This window comes from Saccharopolyspora sp. NPDC000359, from assembly GCF_040300525.1.
In the GTDB taxonomy this organism is placed as follows: Bacteria; Actinomycetota; Actinomycetes; order Mycobacteriales; family Pseudonocardiaceae; genus Saccharopolyspora.
The window spans coordinates 26,867-46,306 of sequence record NZ_JBEPDU010000021.1 but is presented as its reverse complement, the minus strand read 5'-3'; the positions used below and the strand labels follow the sequence as shown (position 1 = coordinate 46,306).

The window sequence follows — 19,440 nt, the reverse complement described above, 5'->3', positions numbered from 1 at the left end:
CTAGGTTTGGCAGGTGTCATGGGCACGCACATCGAACGGCGACCCCGCGGGGTCGTGGTCCTGACCGTCGACCACCCCCCGGTGAACGCACTGCCGGTGCAGGGCTGGCACGAACTCGCCGAGGCGCTGGACAGCGCCGGCGCAGACCCCGAGACCCGCGCCGTGGTGCTGCGGGCCGCCGGGCGCGGCTTCAACGCGGGCGTGGACATCAAGGAGATCGCCGCAGATCCCGGGCACACCAAGCTCGTCGAGGTCAACCACGGCTGCTACGCGGCCTTCAAGGCCGTCTACGAGTGCCCGGTCCCGGTGATCAGCGCGGTGCACGGGTTCTGCCTGGGCGGCGGGATCGGCCTGGTGGGCAACTCCGACATCATCATCGCCTCCGAGGACGCCACCTTCGGCCTGCCCGAGGTGGACCGGGGCGCGCTCGGGGCCGCCACCCACCTGTCCCGGCTGGTGCCGCAGCACACCATGCGGGCCATGTTCTACACCGGCCGCCCGGTGACCGCGCAGCAGCTGCTGCACTTCGGCTCGGTGTGGCAGGTGGTGCCGCGCGACGAGCTGACCGCGGCGGCGGTCGCGCTGGCCGAGGAGATCGCCGACAAGGACCCGCTGGTGGTCCGCAAGGCCAAGGAATCGCTCAACGGCATCGACCCGGTCGACGTCAACCGCAGCTACCGGTTCGAGCAGGGTTTCACCTTCGAGCTCAACCTCACCGGGGTCAGCGACCGGGCCCGCGCCGAGTTCGTCCACAACGGACCGAAGGAGTCGTAGTGCAGGACAGGGTGCTCACCGCCGACGAGGTGGTCGCTGGGCTGGCCGATGGCATGACCATCGGCATCGGTGGCTGGGGCTCGCGCCGCAAGCCAATGGCGCTGGTCCGCGCGATCCTGCGGTCCCCGCTGCGGGACCTGACGCTGGTCTCCTACGGCGGCCCGGACGTCGGGCTGCTCTGCGCCGCGGGCAAGCTCCGCAAGCTCGTGCACGGCTTCGTCTCGCTGGACTCCATCCCGCTCGACCCGCACTTCCGGGCCGCCCGGCAGCGCGGCGAGCTGGAGGTCGCCGAGTACGACGAGGGCATGGTGCTGGCCGGGCTGCGCGCCGCCGCAGCGCGTCTGCCGTTCCTGCCGACCCGCGCCGGGCTGGGCTCGGACGTGATGGCGCTCAACCCCGAGCTGCGCACGGTGACCTCGCCGTACGCCGACGGCGAGGAGCTGGTGGCGATGCCCGCGCTGCAGCTCGACGTCGCGCTGGTGCACCTCAACCGCGCGGACCGCCACGGCAACGCCCAGTACCTCGGCCCGGACCCGTACTTCGACGACCTGTTCTGCGCGGCGGCGCAGCGCAGCTACGTGAGCTGCGAGGAGGTCGTGCCGACCGAGCAGCTGCTGGAATCCGGGCCACCGCAGTCCCTGCTGCTCAACCGAACCCACACCGACGGCGTGGTGGAAGCCCCCAACGGCGCGCACTTCACCAGCTGCGTGCCCGACTACGGCCGCGACGAGGCGTTCCAGCGGCACTACGCGGCCAGCGCGAAGCCGGAGGCGTGGGAGGCGTTCCGCGCCCAGTTCCTCGACGGCGACGAGCAGAGCTACCAGGAGGCCGTGGCCGCCTTCCACGACGGTGCCCGCACCACCTGACGAAACCGCTCGGCCCGAGGAGGGACCCCAAGTGATCACCAGAGCTGAAGTGTGCGCCACTGCCTGCGCCGACACCTGGCGGGACGCCGGGGCGGTGCTGGCCTCGCCGTTCGGGACCATCCCGTCGATCGGCGCGCGGCTGGCACGGCTGACCACCGCGCCGGACCTGCTGCTCACCGACGGCGAGGCGATGCTGCTGGCCGCGACGACCCCGCTGGGCGAGGAGTCCAGCAGCCCGGTGGAGGGCTGGATGCCCTACGGCCGGGTCCTGGACATGCTCGCCGGCGGGCGGCGGCGGGTCATGATGGGCGCCTCCCAGGTGGACCGCTACGGCAACCAGAACATCTCCCGCATCGGCCCGTGGGACCGGCCGAAGGTGCAGTTGATCGGGGTGCGCGGCGCCCCGGGGAACTCGGTCAACCACACCACGAACTACTGGGTCGCCAAGCACAGCGACCGGGTGTTCGTGGAGTCGGTCGACCTGGTGTCCGGCATCGGCCACGACCGGGCGCGGCAGGTCGGCGCGCGGTTCCACGACGTGCGGGTGGTGGTGACCGACTTGGCGGTGCTGGACTTCACCGGCCCGGGCGGCAGCATGCGGCTGCGGTCGGTGCACCCCGGCGTCGCGGTGTCCGACGTGCAGGAGCGGACCGGGTTCGAGCTCGCGGTGGACGAGGTGGCCCAGACCCGCCTGCCGACCGACGAGGAGCTGGCGCTGATCCGCGGGGAGATCGACCCGCGCAACCTGCGCGACCAGGAGGTCCCGGCGTGATCGAGCAGGTACTGCGCACCCCGCTGTGCGACCTCACCGGCGTCCGCCACCCCGTGGTGCAGACGGGGATGGGCTGGGTCGCCGGGCCCAGCCTGGTGTCGGCCACCGCGCGAGCGGGCGGGCTGGGCATCCTGGCCTCCGCCACGATGACGCTGCCGCAGCTGGCCGACGCGGTGCGCGAGGTCAAGGAGCGCACCAGCAACCCGTTCGGCGTCAACCTGCGCGCGGACGCCTCCGACGCCGAGGAGCGGGTGGACCTGCTCATCCGCGAGCAGGTCCGGGTGGCCTCCTTCGCGCTGGCGCCGAGCCAGCGGTTGATCGGCAAGCTCAAGGACGCCGGGGTCGTGGTGATCCCCTCGATCGGCGCGCGGCGGCACGCCGAGAAGGTCGCCGCCTGGGGTGCCGACGCGGTGCTGGTGCAGGGCGGTGAGGGCGGCGGGCACACCGGGTCGGTGGCCACGACGCTGCTGCTGCCGCAGGTGGTCGACGCGGTGGACATCCCGGTGGTCGCCGCGGGCGGGTTCTTCGACGGGCGCGGCCTGGCCGCCGCCCTGTGCTACGGCGCGGCGGGCATCGCGATGGGCACCCGGTTTCTGCTCACCTCCGACAGCCGCGTGCCGCGCGAGGTCCAGCAGTCCTACTTGGCCGCTTCGGTGTCCGACACGGTGGTGACCTCGCAGGTCGACGGGCTGCCGCACCGGATGCTGCGGACGGCGCTGACCGACGCGGCGGAGTCCCGCGGCCTGCTGCGCAGGCTGCCCGACGCGCTGCGGCAGGCGGTGGCGTTCAAGGCGCTGACCGGCATGAGCTGGCGGCAGCTCATCACCGACGGGCTGGCCATGCGGCGGGCCCAGCAGCTCCCGCTCAGCCGCGTGCTGCTGGCCGCCAACACCCCGATGCTGATCAGGTCCGCGCTGGTGGACGGCCGCCCCGGCGCCGGGGTGCTGCCCGCGGGCCAGGTCGTCGGGATGATCGACGAGCTGCCCAGCTGCGAGGAGCTGATCGACCGCGTCGTCACCGAGGCGGCGAGCAGGCTCGCCGAGCTCGGTGGCGACCGCCAGCGGATCACTCCGGCAGGGCGATCCCCTCGCAGAGGATCGTGACGTACTGGTCGGCGATGGTCGAGGCGGTGAGCTTTCCGCGCGGGTTGTACCAGTGCACCGCCGTCCACACCATGTCGCGGATGAACCGGTAGGCCAGCTTGACGTTGAGGTCGGTGCGGAAGACCCCGGCGCGCTGGCCTTCCTGCAGCACGCGGGTATAGGTGCGCTCGAAGTCGGTGGCCGCCTGCGCGAGGTAGTCGAACCGGTCCAGCTGCTCGAGGTACTTCGCCTCGTTCTGGAAGATCGCGATGGCCGCCCGGTGCTCCTGCATCGCGGCGAAGGACTGCCGGACCAGCTCGGTGATCGCGGTGCGCGGGTCCGGGGCCTCGCGCAGCACCCGCTCGTTGGTGCGGCGCTGGTCGTCCAGGAAGGCGCGCAGGATCTCGTCGACCATCGACTCCTTGGAGTCGAAGTGGTGGTAGAGGCTGCCGGAGAGGATGCCCGCGGCGTCGGCGATGTCGCGCACCGTGGTGGCGAGGAACCCGCGGGTGGCGAACAGCTCGGCGGCGATGGCCAGCAACTCGGCACGCCGCTCGGAGCCGGACTCCCGCGCGGGGCGGTTCCGGCTGGACAAGCGCTTGGTCGATACCACGGCACAATCCTCTCAGAGCCCGGTGGACCCCACCTCCGCAGGCCTGCCGCGGGCGCCCGCCCCACCGCCGCCTCCGGTGGGTGTGCGGGTTCCACCGGGATCAGGCACCTGATCCCGGTGGAACCCGCGGGTCGCCTCGACACGCCCGTGGACCACGATTTCCGTTGGAGTTGGGGCGGTGTTCCCCATCGAGGTCGCGTCGTCAGGGGTGTTGGTTGCTGACGGAGATGACCTCGCCGGTGAGGTAGGTCGAGTAGTCGCTGGCCAGGAAGATGATCGCGTTGGCCACCTCCCAGGGTTCGGCGGATCGGCCGAAGGCCTCGCGGCCGGTGAGCTCGGTCAGCAGGTCCTCGGAGGTCACCTTCGCTAGGTTCTCGTGCATCACCAGGCTCGGCGCCACCGCGTTGATGCGCACGCCCAGCGACGCCGCGTCCATCGCCGCACAGCGGGTCAGGGCCATCACCCCGGCCTTCGCCGCCGCGTAGTGCGCCTGCCCGGCCTGCGCCCGCCAACCGACCACCGAGGCGTTGTTGACCACCACCCCGGCGTTGCCCTGCTCGCGGAACAGCCGCACCGCCGCGCGGGTGCAGCGGAAGGTCCCGGTGAGCGTGACGTCCAGGACCTTGTGCCACTGCTCGTCGGTCATGTCCAGGATCGACGCGGTGCCGCCGAGCCCGGCGTTGTTCACCACCACGTCGACCTGCCCGAACGCGCTGGTCGCGGCGTCGAGCATCCGCTGCACCTGCGCCTCGTCGGTGACGTCGCAGGGCACCGCCTCGACCTGCGCGCCGGGCAGCCGCGCGAGCTCGGCCCGGGTGGCTTCCAGGCGCCGCTCGTGCCGGTCGCTGATCAGCACCTGCGCTCCTTCCGCCAGCATCTGGCGGGCCACGGCGGAGCCGATCCCGGTGCCAGCTGCGGCGGTGACCACGGCGGTCTTGCCGGTGAGCAGCCCGTGCGCGGGTGGTGCGGTCATCCCAGTCCTCCTCGTGCGCTCATGGTCGGCCCTCCCGGGGGAGGCCGAGGACGCGCTCGGCGATGATGTTGCGCTGGATCTCGTTGGAGCCGCCGTAGATCGTGTCGGCTCGGGTGAACAGGAACAGCCGCTGCCAGCCGTCGAGGTCGTAGGGCGCGCCCGGCGCCAGCAGGCCACCGGCCCCGGCCACGTCCATGGCCAGCTCGCCCAGGTCGCGGTGGAAGGTCGACCACAGCAGCTTCACCACCGAGGACTCCGCGCCCGGCGGGCCGTCGGCGCCCAGGGTCCGCAGCACGGTGCAGCGCAGCGCCTCGAGGTCCACCCAGGCGCGGGCGATGCGGTCGCGCAGCACCGGGTCGTCGATGGCCCCGTTCTCCCGGGCCAGCTCGGTGATCCCGGTCAGTTCCCGGCGGAAGGCGACCTGCTGGTCGACGGTGCCGATGCCGCGCTCGAACCCGAGGGTGCCCATCGCGACCTGCCAGCCCGCGCCCACCTCGCCGACCACGTTGTCGGCGTCGGTGCGGGCGTCGTCGAAGAACACCTCGTTGAACTCCGAGGTCCCGGTCAGCTGCACGATCGGCCGCACCCGCACGCCCGGCTGGTCCATCGGCACCAGCAGGTAGGACAGGCCGCGGTGGCGCTGCTGCTCGGGGTCGGTGCGTGCCAGCACGAAGCACCAGTCGGCCACGTGCGCCATCGACGTCCACACCTTCTGCCCGTTGAGCACCCACCGGTCGCCGTCCAGCCGCGCGGTGGTGGCGACGTTGGCCAGGTCCGAGCCCGCGCCGGGTTCGGAGTAGCCCTGGCACCACAGCTCGCGGACGCCGACGATCCCGGGCAGGAACCGGCGCTGCTGCTCCGGGCTGCCGAAGGCGATCAGCGTGGGGCCCAGCAGCTCCTCGCCGATGTGGCCGACCCGCACCGGGGCGCCGGCCCGGGCGTACTCCTCGTGGAAGATCACCTGCTGCTGCACGGTGGCCTCGCGGCCACCGAACTCGCGCGGCCAGCCCAGGCAGGTCCAGCCGTGCTCGGCCAGCAGCCGGTCCCAGGCCAGCCGCACGTCGAAGCCCTCGTGCTCGCGCCCGGGGCCGCCGAGCCCGCGGGCGGCGGCGAACTCGCCGGTCAGGTGGTCGCCGAGCCAGTCCCGCACTTCGCGGCGGAAGGCCGCCTCCTCGGCGTTGTCGGTGAGGTCCACGCACCCTCCTCGCTCCCAGCGGCTGCGCCAGTGCAACGGACTCTACCAAGCACTTGCTTGTTCGGCTATCTTCGAGCTGCCGCAACCGCAACGGAGGAGCGCCGATGGCAGCAGAGCAAGCGGTCGTCACCTACGAGCGCCGGGACCGCGTGGCCGTGGTGACGATGAACCGGCCCGAGTACCGCAACGCCCAGAACTCCGCCATGACCTACGCCCTCGACGACGCCTTCTACCGCGCCTGCGAGGACGACGAGGTCAAGGTGGTCGTGCTGGCCGGTGCGGGCAAGCACTTCTCCGCCGGGCACGACATCGGCTCGCCGGAGCGCGACATCGACGTCAGCTACCCGCGCCGCGCTGGCCTGTGGTGGGACCACACCCGGCACCGCGGCGGCGAGTCCCGCTTCGCCCGCGAGCAGGAGGTCTACCTGGGCATGTGCCGCCGGTGGCGGGAGATGCCCAAGCCGGTGATCGCCTCGGTGCAGGGCGCGTGCGTGGCGGGCGGGCTGATGCTGGCCTGGGTGTGCGACCTGATCGTGGCCAGCGAGGACGCGTTCTTCGCCGATCCGGTGGTGCGCATGGGGATCCCCGGCGTCGAGTACTTCGCGCACCCGTGGGTGCTCGGCCCGCGGATCGCCAAGGAGTTCCTGTTCACCGGCGGCCGGATGCCCGCGCAGCGGGCCTACGAGATCGGCATGGTCAACCGGGTCGTCCCGCGGGAGGAGCTGGCGAGCAGCACGCTGGAGCTGGCCGGGACCATCGCCGAGATGCCGCTGTTCGGCCTGTCGCTGACCAAGAAGGCCATCAACCAGGCCGAGGACCTGATGGGCCTGCAGAGCGGCATGGATTCGGCCTTCGGGCTGCACCACTTCGCCCACGCGCACAACGCCGAGGTGGGCGAGGACTCGCTCAGCGGCATGGACGCGCGCAGCATGAAGCAGGCCGCGCAGGAGCAGGGGTGAGCGCCGTGGACCTCGACCTCTCCGCCGCAGACCAGCAATTCCGCGACGAGGTGCGGGACTGGTTGCGCGAGCACGTGCCCCGGGAACCGCTGCCCTCGCTGGAGACCGAGGAGGGCTTCGCCGCGCACCGCCGCTGGGAGCAGGAGTTGCACGCGGCACGGCTTTCGGTGGTGTCCTGGCCGGAGGAGTTCGGCGGGCGGGGCGCCTCCCTGCTGCAGTGGGTCCTGTTCGAGGAGGAGTACTACGCCGCGGGCGCACCCGGCCGGGTCAGCCAGAACGGCATCTTCCTGCTGGCACCCACGCTCTTCGAGCACGGCACGCCGGACCAGAAGCAGCGCTACCTGCCGCGGATGGCCGCCGGGACCGACATCTGGGCGCAGGCCTGGTCGGAACCGGAGGCGGGCAGCGACCTCGCAGGGATCCGCTCCACCGCGCGCCGGGTGGACGGCGGCTGGTTGCTGTCCGGGCAGAAGACGTGGAGCTCCCGCGCGGCTTTCGCGGACCTCGCCTTCGGGCTGTTCCGCAGCGACCCCGAGGCCCAGCGGCACCGCGGGCTGACCTACTTCCTGTTCCCGCTGGACGCCGACGGGGTCACCGTGCGGCCGATCGGCCGGATCGACGGCAAACCCGCGTTCGCCGAGCTGTTCCTGGACGAGGTGTTCGTGCCCGACCGCGACGTGCTCGGCGGGGTCGGCGAGGGCTGGCGGGTCGCGATGAGCACCGCGAGCAACGAGCGCGGGCTGACGCTGCGCAGCCCCGGCCGGTTCCTGGCCACCGCGCAGCGGCTCACCGAGCTGCCCGGCGCGCTGGACGACGACCGGGTGGTGGATGCGTGGATCGCGGCGCAGGCCTACCGGCTGGCCACCTTCGAGACCGTCACCAAGGTGACCGGTGGCGGTTCGCTCGGCGCGGAGGCCAGCCTGAACAAGCTGTTCTGGTCCGAACTGGACATCGCGATGCACGAGGCGGCGTGGGACCTGCTGGGTCCGGAAGCCGAGTCCTCACCGTGGGTGGAGGACTACCTGTTCTCGCTGGCCGGGCCGATCTACGCGGGGACCAACGAGATCCAGCGCAACGTGGCGGCCGAGCGCCTGCTCGGGCTGCCGAGGGGGTCACGATGAAGTTCGCACCCGACCGCGAGCAGCAGGACATGGCCGACACGCTGCGGGACCTGCTGGCCGACGCGGGCACGGCGAAGATCGCCCGCGCCTGGTCGGACGGCGAGGCGGCGCCGTGGTGGGAGGTCTGGCGGGAGCTCGCCGAACTCGGCGTCACCGGGCTCACCGTGCCGCAGGCACGCGGCGGCCTGGAGCTGGGCCCGGTCGAGATGGCGCTGTGCCTGGAGCAGCTCGGCTACGCCGCGCTGCCGGGACCGGTCATCGAATCGCTGGCCTTCCTGCCGCGCCTGCTGCCGGACTCGCCGTGGTTGGCGGAGCTGGCCGGTGGAGCCGTCGGCACAGCGGTCGTCGCTGGTCACCTGCCCTGCGCGCTGGACGCCGACCAGGCCGGTGCGGTGTTCCGCTGCGACGGCGACGACGTGCGCAGGCTGGGCGGGATCCGGCTGCAGCGGGTCGAGTCCTTCGACCCGGCCCGGCGGTTGTTCACCGTGGAGCACGACACCGCCGAACCCGTGGCCGCGGCCGACGCCGGTGCCGCCTTCGACCACGGCGTGCTGGGCTGCGCCGCCTACCTGCTCGGTCTCGGGCGGCGGCTGCTGGACACCGCCACCGACTACGTCAAGCAGCGCCACCAGTTCGGCCGCCCGGTCGGCGAGTTCCAGGCCGTCAAGCACCACCTGGCGAACGTGCTGCTGGAGCTGGAGTTCGTCCGCCCGCTGGTGCGCGGGGCCTGCCTGTCGATCGGCGGCCCACGCGGCTCGCGCGACGCCTCCGCGGCCAAGATCGCCGCAGGTGAGGCGGCCCGCACCGCCGCGCGCACGGCGCTCCAGGTCCACGGCGCGATCGGCTACACCGCCGAGCACGACCTGCACCTGTGGCTCACCAAGGCCACCGCCCTGCGCACGGCCTGGGGCACCCCGGCCTGGCACCGCGCCCGCGTCGCCACGGCCCTGGCCACCGACGCCACCCCCATCGGCACCTGACCACGCAGGGAGGAACCGTGCGGTTCGCGTTCACCGAGGAGCAGGAGGAGCTGCGCCGCACCGTGCGCAAACTGCTCGACCGCCACGGCGGTCCGCCCATCCCCGACCCCGAGCAGCCACGCACCGACTTCGACCCGGTGCTGTGGGATCAGCTCGCGGAGATCGGCGCGCACGGCCTGGCTGTCCCTGAGAAGCACGGTGGTGTCGGGGCGACCCTGCTCGAAACACTGATCGTCGTCGAGGAGCTGGGACGGCGGCTGGTGGCCAACCCGTTCCTGAGCACCGTGCTGAGCACCGAGGCACTGCTGGCGGCGGGCGACCGCGACGCCTGCGACCGCCTCCTCCCGGGCATCGCATCGGGCGAGCAGGTGGTCTCCGTCGCGTGGGCGGAGCCGAATCACCTGTGGTCAGCAACGGAATTCGCGACAACAGCGCGGGTGGTAGACCAGGACTGGTACCTCGACGGGCACAAGGCGCTGGTGCTCGACGCGGCCGAAGCCGACACGCTGCTGGTCGTGGCGGTGGCCGACGGTGCGGCCTCGCTGTTCGAAGCATCACCGGAGGCCGCGGTGACCCCGTCGGCGCCCCTGGACCCCACTCGGCGCATGGGCGAAGTCCACCTCGCCAACGCCCCGGCGACGCTCATCGGCCCGGCGCCGTTGCGGCGGATGTCGGACGTGGCGGCCGCTGCGGTCGCCGCCGAGCAGATCGGTGCGGCACAGCGCTGGCTGCACGAGACCGTGGAGTACACCAAGCTGCGCAAGCAGTTCGGCCGCCCCATCGGCTCGTTCCAAGCCATCAAGCACCGCTTGGCCGACTGCTACACGGCAATCGAGTCGGCCCGGTCCCTGTCCTACGCGGCGAGCTGGGCGGTCGCCACCCACGACGAGCGCGCCACCGAGCTCGCGGCGATGGCCAAATCCGCCTGCAGCGACGCGTATTCGCTCATCGCCGCGGAAGGGGTCCAGCTCCACGGCGGCATCGGGATCACCTGGGAGCACGAGGCCCACCTCCACCTGAAGAGGGCCCACGCCACGAAGCACCTCTTCGGCACTCCCCAGCACCACCGGGAAGGGGTGATCCCACAAGCCGCGGGCTAGAGCCGCAGCTGGGTTCGGGAGCGGACTCCCAGCTTCCGCAGGACCCTCGCCGCGTGCTGCTCGACGGTGCGCGGCGACAGGAAGAGGATCTCGGCGATCTCCCGGTTCGTGTGCCCGCTGGCCAGCAACCGGGCCACCTCCTCCTCCCGCGGTGACAGCTCGTCGCCGTAACCGCGGCGACCACGGCGCGACGGCTTGCCGCCGCCCGCGCCGCGCAACAGGTGCCGGCACCTCGCCGCATCTCGCGTGGCGCCCAGCTGGTCGAAGACGTCGACCAGCTCGGACAGCTGCTTGGTCGCCGCAGCCGCATCAGTGGCGAGCAGGCAGGACGCCGCGCGCTCGGACACCGCAGCCGCGTAGTAGGGCGCCGGGAGCTCCTCGTAGCGCTCGGCCGCGGCTCGGTAGTGCGCCACCGCTTCGGCGTGGTCACCGCGGTGTTCGGCCAAGCGTCCACGGCACTGGGTCAGCGCGGCCACTGCGATCGGCACGTCCAGTCCGGCGATCCCGTCGGCCATCTCCGCCACCAACTGCTGCGCGTCCGCCTCGCGGCCCGCCGCCAGGTAGGTCGCGACCGCCACCGGGCCGAGCTCGCCGATCCAGGCCCAGACGCCCTTGCGCCGCAGGAAGTCCAGGCCGCGGTCCACGTCCGCGCAGGCCCGGACCGGTTCGTCCTGGGACAGCAGGTTCCACGCCAGGCCCGCGCACCCGGCAATGCCGACCGGGCTGATCGCCTCCTCCGGGGCGAACGCCCCGGTCTCGGTGAAGTGGCTGGTGGCGGCCGCCCACTCGCCGCGGGTGACCGCGAGCGAGCCCAGCACCAGGCTCAGCTCGCTGGTCACCGGGAACAGGTCGCGGTACTCGTCGAGCATCCGGCGCGCGCGGTCGGCCAGGCCGTCCCACTCGCCGGTGAACCAGTCCAGCCGGGCGCGCGTGGACCTGGCCGTGCTGACCACGAACATCGCGCCGCAGGCGGTGGCCAGCCGCACGCCTTCCCGCAGCAGTTCCCCGGCCAACCGCAGGTGCCCGGTCCACGTGCAGGCGTCGCCGAGGTTGGAGCGCAGCCGGGCCAGGTGGTGCTGCTCGCCGGGCGTGGTCACCTCGTCCGGCAGCTCGTAGAGCGACCTGAGCACGGTGGGGTCACCAACGTGCATCCGCGAGCAGAACTCGTTGGCCAGCAACGACAACCGCAACTCACCCGTCGCCCGCTCCCGGTACTCGGTGAGCCGCGCCTGCCAGGGGCGCAGCTCCTCCAGCGAGGTCTGGCCGACGTAGGCCAGCGCGAGCACCGAAGCCCCGCGGGCGGCCAGCTCGGGCCGTTCCGAGAGGTCGTTGAGCGCCCGCTCGATCTCCGCGCGCGCCGCGGCCAGCCCACCGGCCTGCCGCAGCAGCAGCAAGCCCAGGTAGAGGCGGACTTCGCCGCGCGCTGAGGTGGACAGCCGCTGGTCGTTGAGCAGGCCTTCCAGGGTTTCGCTGGGGTCGAGCTGGTCGAGCCCGGTGTGCGCGATCTTGCCGAGCTTGATCGCCAACCGGTCCACGTGCTCGGCGGGCAGGCTCGGTTCCTTCAACAACCGCTGCAGCAGCGCGGTGGTGGTCGCCGCGTCACCGAGCTCCGCGGCCCGGTCGGCGGCCGCCTCGCCGTAGGCCAACCAGTCCGCCACCCGCCCGGCGCGTTCGCTGTGGTCAGCGAGCTGGTGCAGCGGCTTGGGCTCGACCTGGTCCAGCACGTCGATGGCGCGCGCGTGCAGGTAGGCGCGGTCAGGTCCGCCGATGGTGTCGTAGACCGCCTGCATGGCCAGCGAATGGCGGAACCCGTAGGTGCCACCGTCCTGCTCGTGCAGCACGTGCCCGCGCAGTGCGTGCGTCAGTGCCGTGCGCAGCCGTGGTTCCGGCACCTCGGCGACCGCGCCGAGCAGTTCAGCGCTGACGGGCACGCCCAGCACCGCAGCGGCTTTGACCAGGCTGGTCGCCGCAGTCGGCAGCGCGGCGAGGCGTTCCGCCATCGCGTCCCGCAGCAGCACTGGCACTTCCACCGTGTCGAGCAGGCGACGCGCGGCGGGGCCATCGGTGCGCACCGCACCGCCGCGGTTGCGCAGCGCGCGCAGGGTTTCCTCGACGACGAACGGGATTCCCGCGGTCCGCTCGTGCAACCGGGCGGCGAACTGCGGCGAAACCCGGTCGCTGCCGAGGATCGCGGCGGTCAGCGCACGAACTTCGTCCACGCCCAGCGGGTCCAGCGGGAGGACCACGCTGACGACGCCGTTCGGCGGCCGGTACGCCGCCCCCAGCGGCAGGCCGCCGGGCACGTCCTCGCGCCGGTAGGTCACCACGGTCGTCAGGTTCGCGGGCGGGTCGCCCATCAGGAACCGCAGCAGCTGGCGGGTTCCGTCGTCGGCCCACTGCAGGTCCTCGATCACCAGCAGCAGCGGCCCCAGGGCGCTGAGCAGCTCGCGCACCGCGCGGAACAACCGGTGCCGCTCGGCGCGCGGATCACCGAGCGGTTCCGGCGGGGTGGGCAGGTGTTCGGCGATCTCCGGCAGCAGCGGGCCGAGCACCCCGGTCACCGGGCTCAACGCGGGCCGGTGCCTGAGCGCCGGGTGCGTGCTGCGCAGCGCCTCCAGCACCGCGCCGTACGGGAACGGCTCCCCCACCTGGCGGCAGTACCCGACCAGCGGGGTCGTCGGTCCCAGATCACCGGCGAGGACTTCCCGGACCAGCCTGCTCTTGCCCACCCCGGCCTCGCCCTCGACCAGCGCCACCGCCGGGTGTAACCCGGCCAGCGCCTGCAACGAGGCGAGTTGCTCACCGCGGCCCACCAGCACCGGTGAGCTGGTGCGGATCTGCGGCCGGGCGGGTCTCGGGGTGCGCACCACGGACTCTCCCTTCGCCGAAAGACTGGTATCCCTACGTACTGAAACACGGATTGATCACCATGCGGTCACCAACCGATCGTGTTTGCACGCGGCTGTGCGCCACCAACACCTGTTGACAGCCGCACGAGTTGCAAGGGAGCAACCAGATGCGACACGATCGCAAGATCCGGCTGACCACCGCGCTCGGCGCGGGTGCGCTGGCCGCGGCGTTGATCGCCGCCCCGGCTTCGGCCCAGCCCACCGGGGAGGTCCGCCCCAGCGCCAACCCCGTCGCCGACAGCTACATCGTGGTACTCGAGGACGACGTCGCGAGCGCGTCCGCGACCCGTAGCGCAGCGGCCCGCCTCGCCGACACCTACGGCGGCACCGTGACGGCGACCTACACGTCGACGATCCGCGGGTTCGCCGTGCGGCTCGACGAGGCCGCCGCGAGGCGCCTGGCCGCCGACGACGCGGTCGCGTACGTGGAGCAGGACGGCATCGCCCGGATCAGCGGCACCCAGCAGAACGCCACCTGGGGCCTGGACCGGATCGACCAGCAGGCCCTGCCGCTGGACAGCAGCTACACCTACCCGAACACCGGTTCCGGGGCCACCGCCTACGTCCTCGACACCGGCGTGGACAAGGACCACCCGGAGTTCGAGGGCCGGGTCAGCGACGGCTTCGACTTCATCGACAACGACGGCGACGCCTCCGACTGCCAGGGGCACGGCACCCACGTGGCGGGCACCATCGGGTCCAAGACCTGGGGTGTGGCCAAGGAGGTGCAGCTGGTCAGCGTGCGCGTGCTCAACTGCCAGGGCTCCGGCCAGTACTCGCAGATCATCGCCGGTGTCGACTGGGTGGCCCGCAACGCGGCCCAGCCCGCGGTGGCGAACATGAGCCTCGGGGGCCCTTCCAACGGATCGCTCGACAGTGCGGTGCAGCGGGCGATCCAGTCCGGTGTCACCTTCGCGGTGGCCTCGGGAAACGACAGCGCGAATGCCTGCAGCACCTCCCCGGCGCGGGTGCCGTCGGCGATCACGGTGAACGCCACGGACATCCGGGACAACAGGTCGTCGTTCTCCAACTACGGCACCTGCACGGACATCTTCGCGCCTGGTACCAACATCACCTCGACGACCAACGGTGGTGGCTCGGGTGCGATGAGCGGCACGTCGATGGCCACCCCGCACGTGGCGGGGGCGACCGCGCTGTACCTGACGGCGAACCCGTCGGCCACCCCGGCCCAGGTCGCCCAAGCGCTGGTGAGCGGCGGAACCCAGAACGTGGTGAACAACCCCGGCGCCGGGTCCCCGAACACCCTGCTGCACGTCGGCTTCATCGACTCGGCTCAGCAGTGAGCTACTGACCCCACCACGGACCAACCCCACCCGAACGATGGGCAGGCCCCCGAAGCCTGCCCATCACCACCACCCCACAACGACACCCAACCCCCACCGCAGTTTCAACTGAAACTGCGACCCGCACCCACACGAATCCGCAGTTTCAGTTGAAACTGCGAACCTCCACCCCGGAACCACAGTTCCAACTGAAACCGTACCCACCCTTGCCACAGGGATTCACAGTTTCAGTTGAAACTGTACGTCCAGTGTGGACACAGTCGGCATCGGAGGTTGCGAGGACTTGTGCGAGGGGGCGGGTTGCCAACGAATCAACCCGCACCCGAACGATGGGCAGGCCCCCGAAGCCTGCCCATCACCACTACCCCACAACGACACTCCGACCCCACAGGTCGCAGTTTCAATTGAAACTGCGACCCACACCCACGAGAATCCGCAGTTTCAGTTGAAACTGCGGGCCTCCACCCTGGGGCACAGTTTCAACTGAAACTGTAGACCCTGCCAGCAGGGGTTTGCACAGTTGAAACTGGATGTCCAGTGTGGACGAAGGAGGTGCCGGAGGTCGTGCGGGCTGGGGTGGGAGGTGGGTGTCAGCGGTGGTCGGCACTGGCGTGGGGGTCAGTCGAGGCGGACGACGGCTCGGGCTCGGGACAGCACCTCGACCTCGCCGCAGGTGGCCGTGAGGTCCACCGCGACCTGCCGGTCGGGCAACTTCTCCACCACCCGACCGGTCACCAGGACCTCCACCCCGGTGTCGTCGTCGGGCACCACCACGGGTTTGGCGAAGCGGACGCCGTACTCCACCACCGCGCCGGGATCACCTGCCCAGTCGGTGACCAGGCGGGCCGCTTCGGCCATGGTGAGCATGCCGTGCGCGATCACGTCCGGCAGGCCCGCCTGCCGGGCGATCCGCTCGTTCCAGTGGATCACGTTGAAGTCCCCGGACGCCCCGCAGTACTTCACCAGCGTCAGCCGCTGGATGGGGTAGCGCTGCGGGCCGATCTCGGTGCCGACGGACACCTCGTCGTAGCGCATCCTCACTCCTCCGCCCCGGCCGCGGTGCCCCGCGACACGATCACGTTGACCGCCGTGCAGACCAGGTCGCCGCCCGCGTCGCGGATCTCGGTCTCCACCCGCACCAGCTCGTTGCGCCCGGCGTCGCGGATCTCGGCGATCCGCCCGGTCGCGGTCAGCACGTCACCGGCGCGGATCGGCCGCTCGTACCGGAACCTCTGCTCCCCGTGCACCACCAGCCGCATGTCCAACCCGAACTCGGGCCGCCGGATCGGGTTGCTCTCCGCCGCCGCCCCGGCCGCCACGATGCCGAAGGTGGGCGGGGCGATCACGTCCGGGTGGCCCAGCTCCCGCGCCGCCGCGGCGCTGCGGTACGCGGGGTTCGGGTCCCCGATCGCCTCGGCGAACTCGCGGATCTTGCCGCGCGTCACCTCGTAGGCCTCGCCCGCGCTGAACTCGTGGCCCACGAAGTCCCTGTTGATCGGCACGTCGCTCCCCTCCCTCGCACCGGCGCGCTCAAAGCCGTTCCACGATGGTGACGTTGGCCGTGCCGCCGCCTTCGCACATCGTCTGCAGGCCGTAGCGGCCGCCGGTGCGCTCCAGTTCGGACAGCAGCGTCGTCATCAGCTTCGCCCCGGTCGCGCCCAGCGGGTGACCGAGCGCGATCGCCCCGCCGTTGGGGTTGACCCGGGCCGGGTCGATGTCGACCTCCTGCAGCCAGGCCAGGACCACGCTGGCGAACGCCTCGTTGATCTCCACCACGTCGATGTCCGAGGCCCGCAACCCGGTCTTGGCCAGCGCGTGCTTGGTCGCCGGGATTGGCGCGGACAGCATGAAGACCGGGTCGTCACCGCGCACGCTCATGTGGTGCACCCGCGCCCGCGGGCGCAGTCCGTGCTCGGCGACCGCCTGCTCCGAGGCGATCAGCAACGCCGCCGCGCCGTCGGAGATCTGGCTGGCCACCCCAGCGGTGAGCCGACCGCCCTCGCGCAGCAGCTTGAGCCCTTCGAGCTTCTCCTTGTTGGTGTCGCGCCGCGGCCCCTCGTCGTGCTCCACGCCCGCGATCGGCGTCAGCTCGTCGGTGAAGTGGCCGGAGTCGATCGCGGCCACCGCGCGGCGGTGGCTCTCCAGCGCGTACTCCTCCATGTCGTCGCGGGAGATCTGCCACTTCTCGGCCATCAGCTCCGCGCCGCGGAACTGCGTGACCTCCTCGTCGCCGTAGCGCTCCTGCCACCCGGTGGAACCGCAGCCGGGTCCGTAGGCCACCGGGAACCCGAGTTCGGCCCCGCCCCGCAGCGCACTGCCGATCGGGATCGCGCTCATGTTCTGCACCCCGCCGGCGATCACCAGGTCGGAGGTGCCGCTGAGCACCGCCTGCGCGGCGAAGTGCACCGCCTGCTGGGAGGACCCGCACTGCCGGTCGACGGTCACCCCGGGCACATGCTCGGGGAACCCGGCCGCCAGCCACCCGGTCCGCCCGATGTTGCCTGCCTGCGCGCCGACCGCGTCGACGCACCCCCACACCACGTCCTCCACGGCTGCCGGGTCGACCCCGGTGCGCGCGACCAGGCTGCGCAGCACGTGCGCGGAGAGGTCCGCCGGGTGGATCCCGCTGAGCCCGCCGCCGCGCTTGCCCACCGGGGTCCGCACGGCATCGATGATGTACGCCTCGGCCATGACCGTCCTCTCCGCCACCCGGAACCCCGGGAGCGCAAGCTGATCCACGAGTGCCCCGGAGTCTAACGAAACAAGCAAGCGTTTGGTAGAGGTCGCAGATGCCCGCCCCGAGGTCCGCGGCGCCCACAACAGCACGGTGCCGCGATCTCCATTGGAATCAGACGTCCGGATTCAACGGAAATCGCGGCACCAAGGGGCAGGTCAAGGTTTGCGGGCCACTGCTCCGGCGATGCAGTGCTGGACCGGGTAGAGCGGCTTGAGGCGGGGGCCGGTCGGCCACCAGTCCGCACAGCGGACCAGGCCCGGCTCGACGAACTCCAGCCCCCGGAACATGGCCTCGACCTCGGCGCGGGTGCGGAACACCCCGGTGCCCATCGGGCTGTGCAGGAACGTCCGCTCCATGCGCCGCGCCAGGTCGCTGTACTCCTCGGTCTCCGGGTCCAGGAAGTGGCTGATGCCGACGTAGGAACCGGACGGCAGCGCCTCGACGTACTCGCGCATGATGTCCTGCGGCGGCCGCTCGCCGTCGTAGTGGTGCAGGGTGCCCATCTGGAACAGCGCGATCGGTTCGCTGAAGTCCAGGTGGCTGCGCACCACCTCGTCCTGCAGGATCTGCGCCGGTTCGAAGATGTCGGCCGGGCTGAAGTGGGTCTGGGTGTTCTCCTCCAGCAGCGCGCGCCCGTGCGCGAGCACCACCGGGTCGTTGTCGACGTAGACCACCCGCGCGTCGGGGGCGATCCGCTGCGCGACCTGGTGGGTGTTCTCCGCGGTCGGCAGCCCGGATCCGCAGTCCAGGAACTGGGTCACGCCGGTCTCGGCGGCGATGAACCGGGTGGCCCGGATCAGGAACTGGCGGTTGTCCCAGGCCAGCTGCGCCGCTTCCGGGGTGACCTCGCGGATGCGGCGGAAGACCTCGCGGTCCACGTCGTAGTTGTCCTTGCCACCGAGGAAGGCGTCATAGACGCGGGCGATGCTGGCCTTGCTGGTGTCGATGTGGATCGGGAGTTCGCCGTCGGCGGCGCTGGGACCGGCAGTCATCGGTGTCCTCGCTGGGCATCGTGGTCGGGGTGCGGAAGGTGGCACAGCGTACGTAATTCACTGCGCTGCGTAAACATCCGATGTGCTATCACTTCGGTGAGCAGGTGTTGAGGAGGTGCGGCCATGGCGCGGGACAGCGCTGCCCGCGACGGGAGCCCGACGGCACGTCGCATCATCCTGGGCGCCCAGCTGCGCCGCCTGCGCGAGGAGGCGGAGGTCCTGCCCGCGGAGGCGGCCCGGGCGATCCGCGGCTCGGAGTCCAAGATCAGCCGGATGGAGCTGGGCCGGGTTTCGCTGAAGGAACGCGACATCGCCGACCTGCTCACGCTCTACGGCGTGCACCACGAGGGCGAGCGCGCGCACTTCCTGCAGCTGGTCGCCGAGTCCCGGCAGCCAGGCTGGTGGAACCGGTACGCGGAGGCGATGCCCCCGTGGTTCCAGGACTACGTCGGCCTGGAGGGCGTGGCGGCCCGGATCCAGACCTACGAGCTGCAGTTCGTCCCCGGGCTGCTGCAGATCGAGGACTACGCGATGGCTTTGGCCAGCTCGGGGCACCCGGCGCTGGCCGACGACGACGCCCGTCGGCGGGTGTCGCTGCGGATGAAGCGGCAGAAGCTGCTCGCCCGCCCGAACGCCCCGCGGCTGTGGGCGGTCATCGACGAGTCCGTGCTGCACCGGCCGATCGGTGGCATCGCGGTGATGCGCGCGCAGGTCGACCACCTACTGGAGATGACCAGGCTGCCCAACATCGCGCTCCAGGTGGTGCCCTTCGCGTTGAGCGGGTACGCGGCGGAGGGGTCGTTCACGGTGCTGCGCTTCGCCGAGCCCGAGCTGCCGGACGTCGTCTACCTGGAGCACCTCAGCGGTGCGCTGTACCTGGACAAGCGGGAGGAGGTCGAGCGTTACAGCCGCACCCTCGATCGGCTGATGGTGGATGCGCGGCCCCCGGAGCAGACCCGCCAGATGCTGCGGAAGGTCCGCGAGGCGCTCTGAAGCACCCCAGATTTGACCACGCTGGGTGATCATCTAGTTGCGGAACGCTGTGGTACCGTCACGCGCAATG

Annotated in this window: 18 protein-coding genes; 10 read left to right on the top strand and 8 right to left on the bottom strand. The window is 71.7% G+C overall.

Translation table 11 applies throughout. The annotated features are described in order from the left end of the window. Positions 1-18: 18 nt before the first annotated feature. The 4 genes from ABT324_RS15700 to ABT324_RS15685 are packed head-to-tail and all read left to right on the top strand — an operon-like array spanning position 19 to position 3,515. The gene (locus ABT324_RS15700) at positions 19-774 is read left to right on the top strand and encodes an enoyl-CoA hydratase family protein (RefSeq protein WP_351176944.1); all 756 of its coding nucleotides are present in this window, start codon (positions 19-21) and stop codon (positions 772-774) included. After that, complete coding sequence (locus ABT324_RS15695; RefSeq protein WP_351176941.1) at positions 774-1,640, top strand: CoA transferase subunit A; 867 nt, start codon at positions 774-776, stop codon at positions 1,638-1,640. The genes ABT324_RS15700 and ABT324_RS15695 overlap by 1 nt, the downstream gene beginning before the upstream one ends. Before the next feature lie 31 nt (positions 1,641-1,671). After that, the gene (locus ABT324_RS15690; protein WP_351176938.1) at positions 1,672-2,412 is read left to right on the top strand and encodes a CoA-transferase subunit beta; all 741 of its coding nucleotides are present in this window, start codon (positions 1,672-1,674) and stop codon (positions 2,410-2,412) included. Positions 2,413-2,423: 11 nt separating this feature from the next. Next, complete coding sequence (locus ABT324_RS15685; RefSeq protein ID WP_351177129.1) at positions 2,424-3,515, top strand: NAD(P)H-dependent flavin oxidoreductase; 1,092 nt, start codon at positions 2,424-2,426, stop codon at positions 3,513-3,515. Here the strand turns inward: ABT324_RS15685 and ABT324_RS15680 are convergent. From ABT324_RS15680 to ABT324_RS15670, 3 genes are all read right to left on the bottom strand, one after another. Beyond that, complete coding sequence (locus tag ABT324_RS15680) at positions 3,478-4,107, bottom strand: TetR/AcrR family transcriptional regulator (RefSeq protein WP_351176936.1); 630 nt, start codon at positions 4,105-4,107, stop codon at positions 3,478-3,480. The genes ABT324_RS15685 and ABT324_RS15680 overlap by 38 nt on opposite strands. A 202-nt stretch (positions 4,108-4,309) precedes the next feature. Continuing rightward, positions 4,310-5,080 carry an SDR family oxidoreductase gene (locus tag ABT324_RS15675; protein WP_351176933.1) on the bottom strand — a complete coding sequence of 257 codons (771 nt, stop codon included), beginning with the start codon at positions 5,078-5,080 and terminating at the stop codon, positions 4,310-4,312. Positions 5,081-5,099: 19 nt separating this feature from the next. Next, complete coding sequence (locus ABT324_RS15670; protein ID WP_351176930.1) at positions 5,100-6,275, bottom strand: acyl-CoA dehydrogenase family protein; 1,176 nt, start codon at positions 6,273-6,275, stop codon at positions 5,100-5,102. A gap of 104 nt (positions 6,276-6,379) precedes the next feature. On the opposite strand from ABT324_RS15670, the gene ABT324_RS15665 reads away from it, so the two are divergent. From ABT324_RS15665 to ABT324_RS15650, 4 genes are read left to right on the top strand one after another with little or no spacing between them, the layout of a single operon-like run. After that, the gene (locus tag ABT324_RS15665) at positions 6,380-7,234 is read left to right on the top strand and encodes an enoyl-CoA hydratase (RefSeq protein ID WP_351176927.1); all 855 of its coding nucleotides are present in this window, start codon (positions 6,380-6,382) and stop codon (positions 7,232-7,234) included. Between the two features lie 5 nt (positions 7,235-7,239). Next, positions 7,240-8,355: an acyl-CoA dehydrogenase family protein gene (locus ABT324_RS15660; protein WP_351177126.1), complete on the top strand. Its 1,116-nt coding sequence runs from the start codon at positions 7,240-7,242 to the stop codon at positions 8,353-8,355. Continuing rightward, positions 8,352-9,335: an acyl-CoA dehydrogenase family protein gene (locus ABT324_RS15655; RefSeq protein ID WP_351176924.1), complete on the top strand. Its 984-nt coding sequence runs from the start codon at positions 8,352-8,354 to the stop codon at positions 9,333-9,335. The genes ABT324_RS15660 and ABT324_RS15655 overlap by 4 nt, the downstream gene beginning before the upstream one ends. A gap of 17 nt (positions 9,336-9,352) precedes the next feature. After that, positions 9,353-10,435, top strand: a complete 1,083-nt coding sequence (locus tag ABT324_RS15650; protein ID WP_351176921.1) for an acyl-CoA dehydrogenase family protein — start codon at positions 9,353-9,355, stop codon at positions 10,433-10,435. Here the strand turns inward: ABT324_RS15650 and ABT324_RS15645 are convergent. Further along, positions 10,432-13,302: an ATP-binding protein gene (locus ABT324_RS15645; RefSeq protein WP_351176918.1), complete on the bottom strand. Its 2,871-nt coding sequence runs from the start codon at positions 13,300-13,302 to the stop codon at positions 10,432-10,434. The genes ABT324_RS15650 and ABT324_RS15645 overlap by 4 nt on opposite strands. A gap of 149 nt (positions 13,303-13,451) precedes the next feature. Between ABT324_RS15645 and ABT324_RS15640 the strand changes: the two genes are divergently transcribed. Next, on the top strand, positions 13,452-14,648 hold the full coding sequence (locus ABT324_RS15640) for a S8 family peptidase (RefSeq protein ID WP_351176915.1): 1,197 nt from the start codon (positions 13,452-13,454) through the stop codon (positions 14,646-14,648). A gap of 618 nt (positions 14,649-15,266) precedes the next feature. Here ABT324_RS15640 and ABT324_RS15635 read toward each other — a convergent pair. The 4 genes from ABT324_RS15635 to ABT324_RS15620 form a co-directional block, all read right to left on the bottom strand. Further along, on the bottom strand, positions 15,267-15,683 hold the full coding sequence (locus tag ABT324_RS15635; RefSeq protein WP_351176912.1) for a MaoC family dehydratase: 417 nt from the start codon (positions 15,681-15,683) through the stop codon (positions 15,267-15,269). A 2-nt stretch (positions 15,684-15,685) separates the two neighbouring features. After that, positions 15,686-16,150, bottom strand: a complete 465-nt coding sequence (locus ABT324_RS15630) for a MaoC family dehydratase N-terminal domain-containing protein (protein WP_351176909.1) — start codon at positions 16,148-16,150, stop codon at positions 15,686-15,688. Between the two features lie 28 nt (positions 16,151-16,178). After that, a complete protein-coding gene (locus ABT324_RS15625; RefSeq protein WP_351176906.1) occupies positions 16,179-17,339 on the bottom strand; it encodes an acetyl-CoA C-acetyltransferase in 1,161 nt (386 codons plus the stop codon). A 201-nt stretch (positions 17,340-17,540) separates the two neighbouring features. Next, on the bottom strand, positions 17,541-18,377 hold the full coding sequence (locus ABT324_RS15620) for an SAM-dependent methyltransferase (protein ID WP_351176903.1): 837 nt from the start codon (positions 18,375-18,377) through the stop codon (positions 17,541-17,543). Positions 18,378-18,500: 123 nt separating this feature from the next. On the opposite strand from ABT324_RS15620, the gene ABT324_RS15615 reads away from it, so the two are divergent. Continuing rightward, positions 18,501-19,370 (top strand): Sco1979 family transcriptional regulator, encoded by an 870-nt coding sequence (locus tag ABT324_RS15615; protein WP_351176900.1) that lies wholly within the window; start codon positions 18,501-18,503, stop codon positions 19,368-19,370. Positions 19,371-19,440 lie beyond the last annotated feature (70 nt).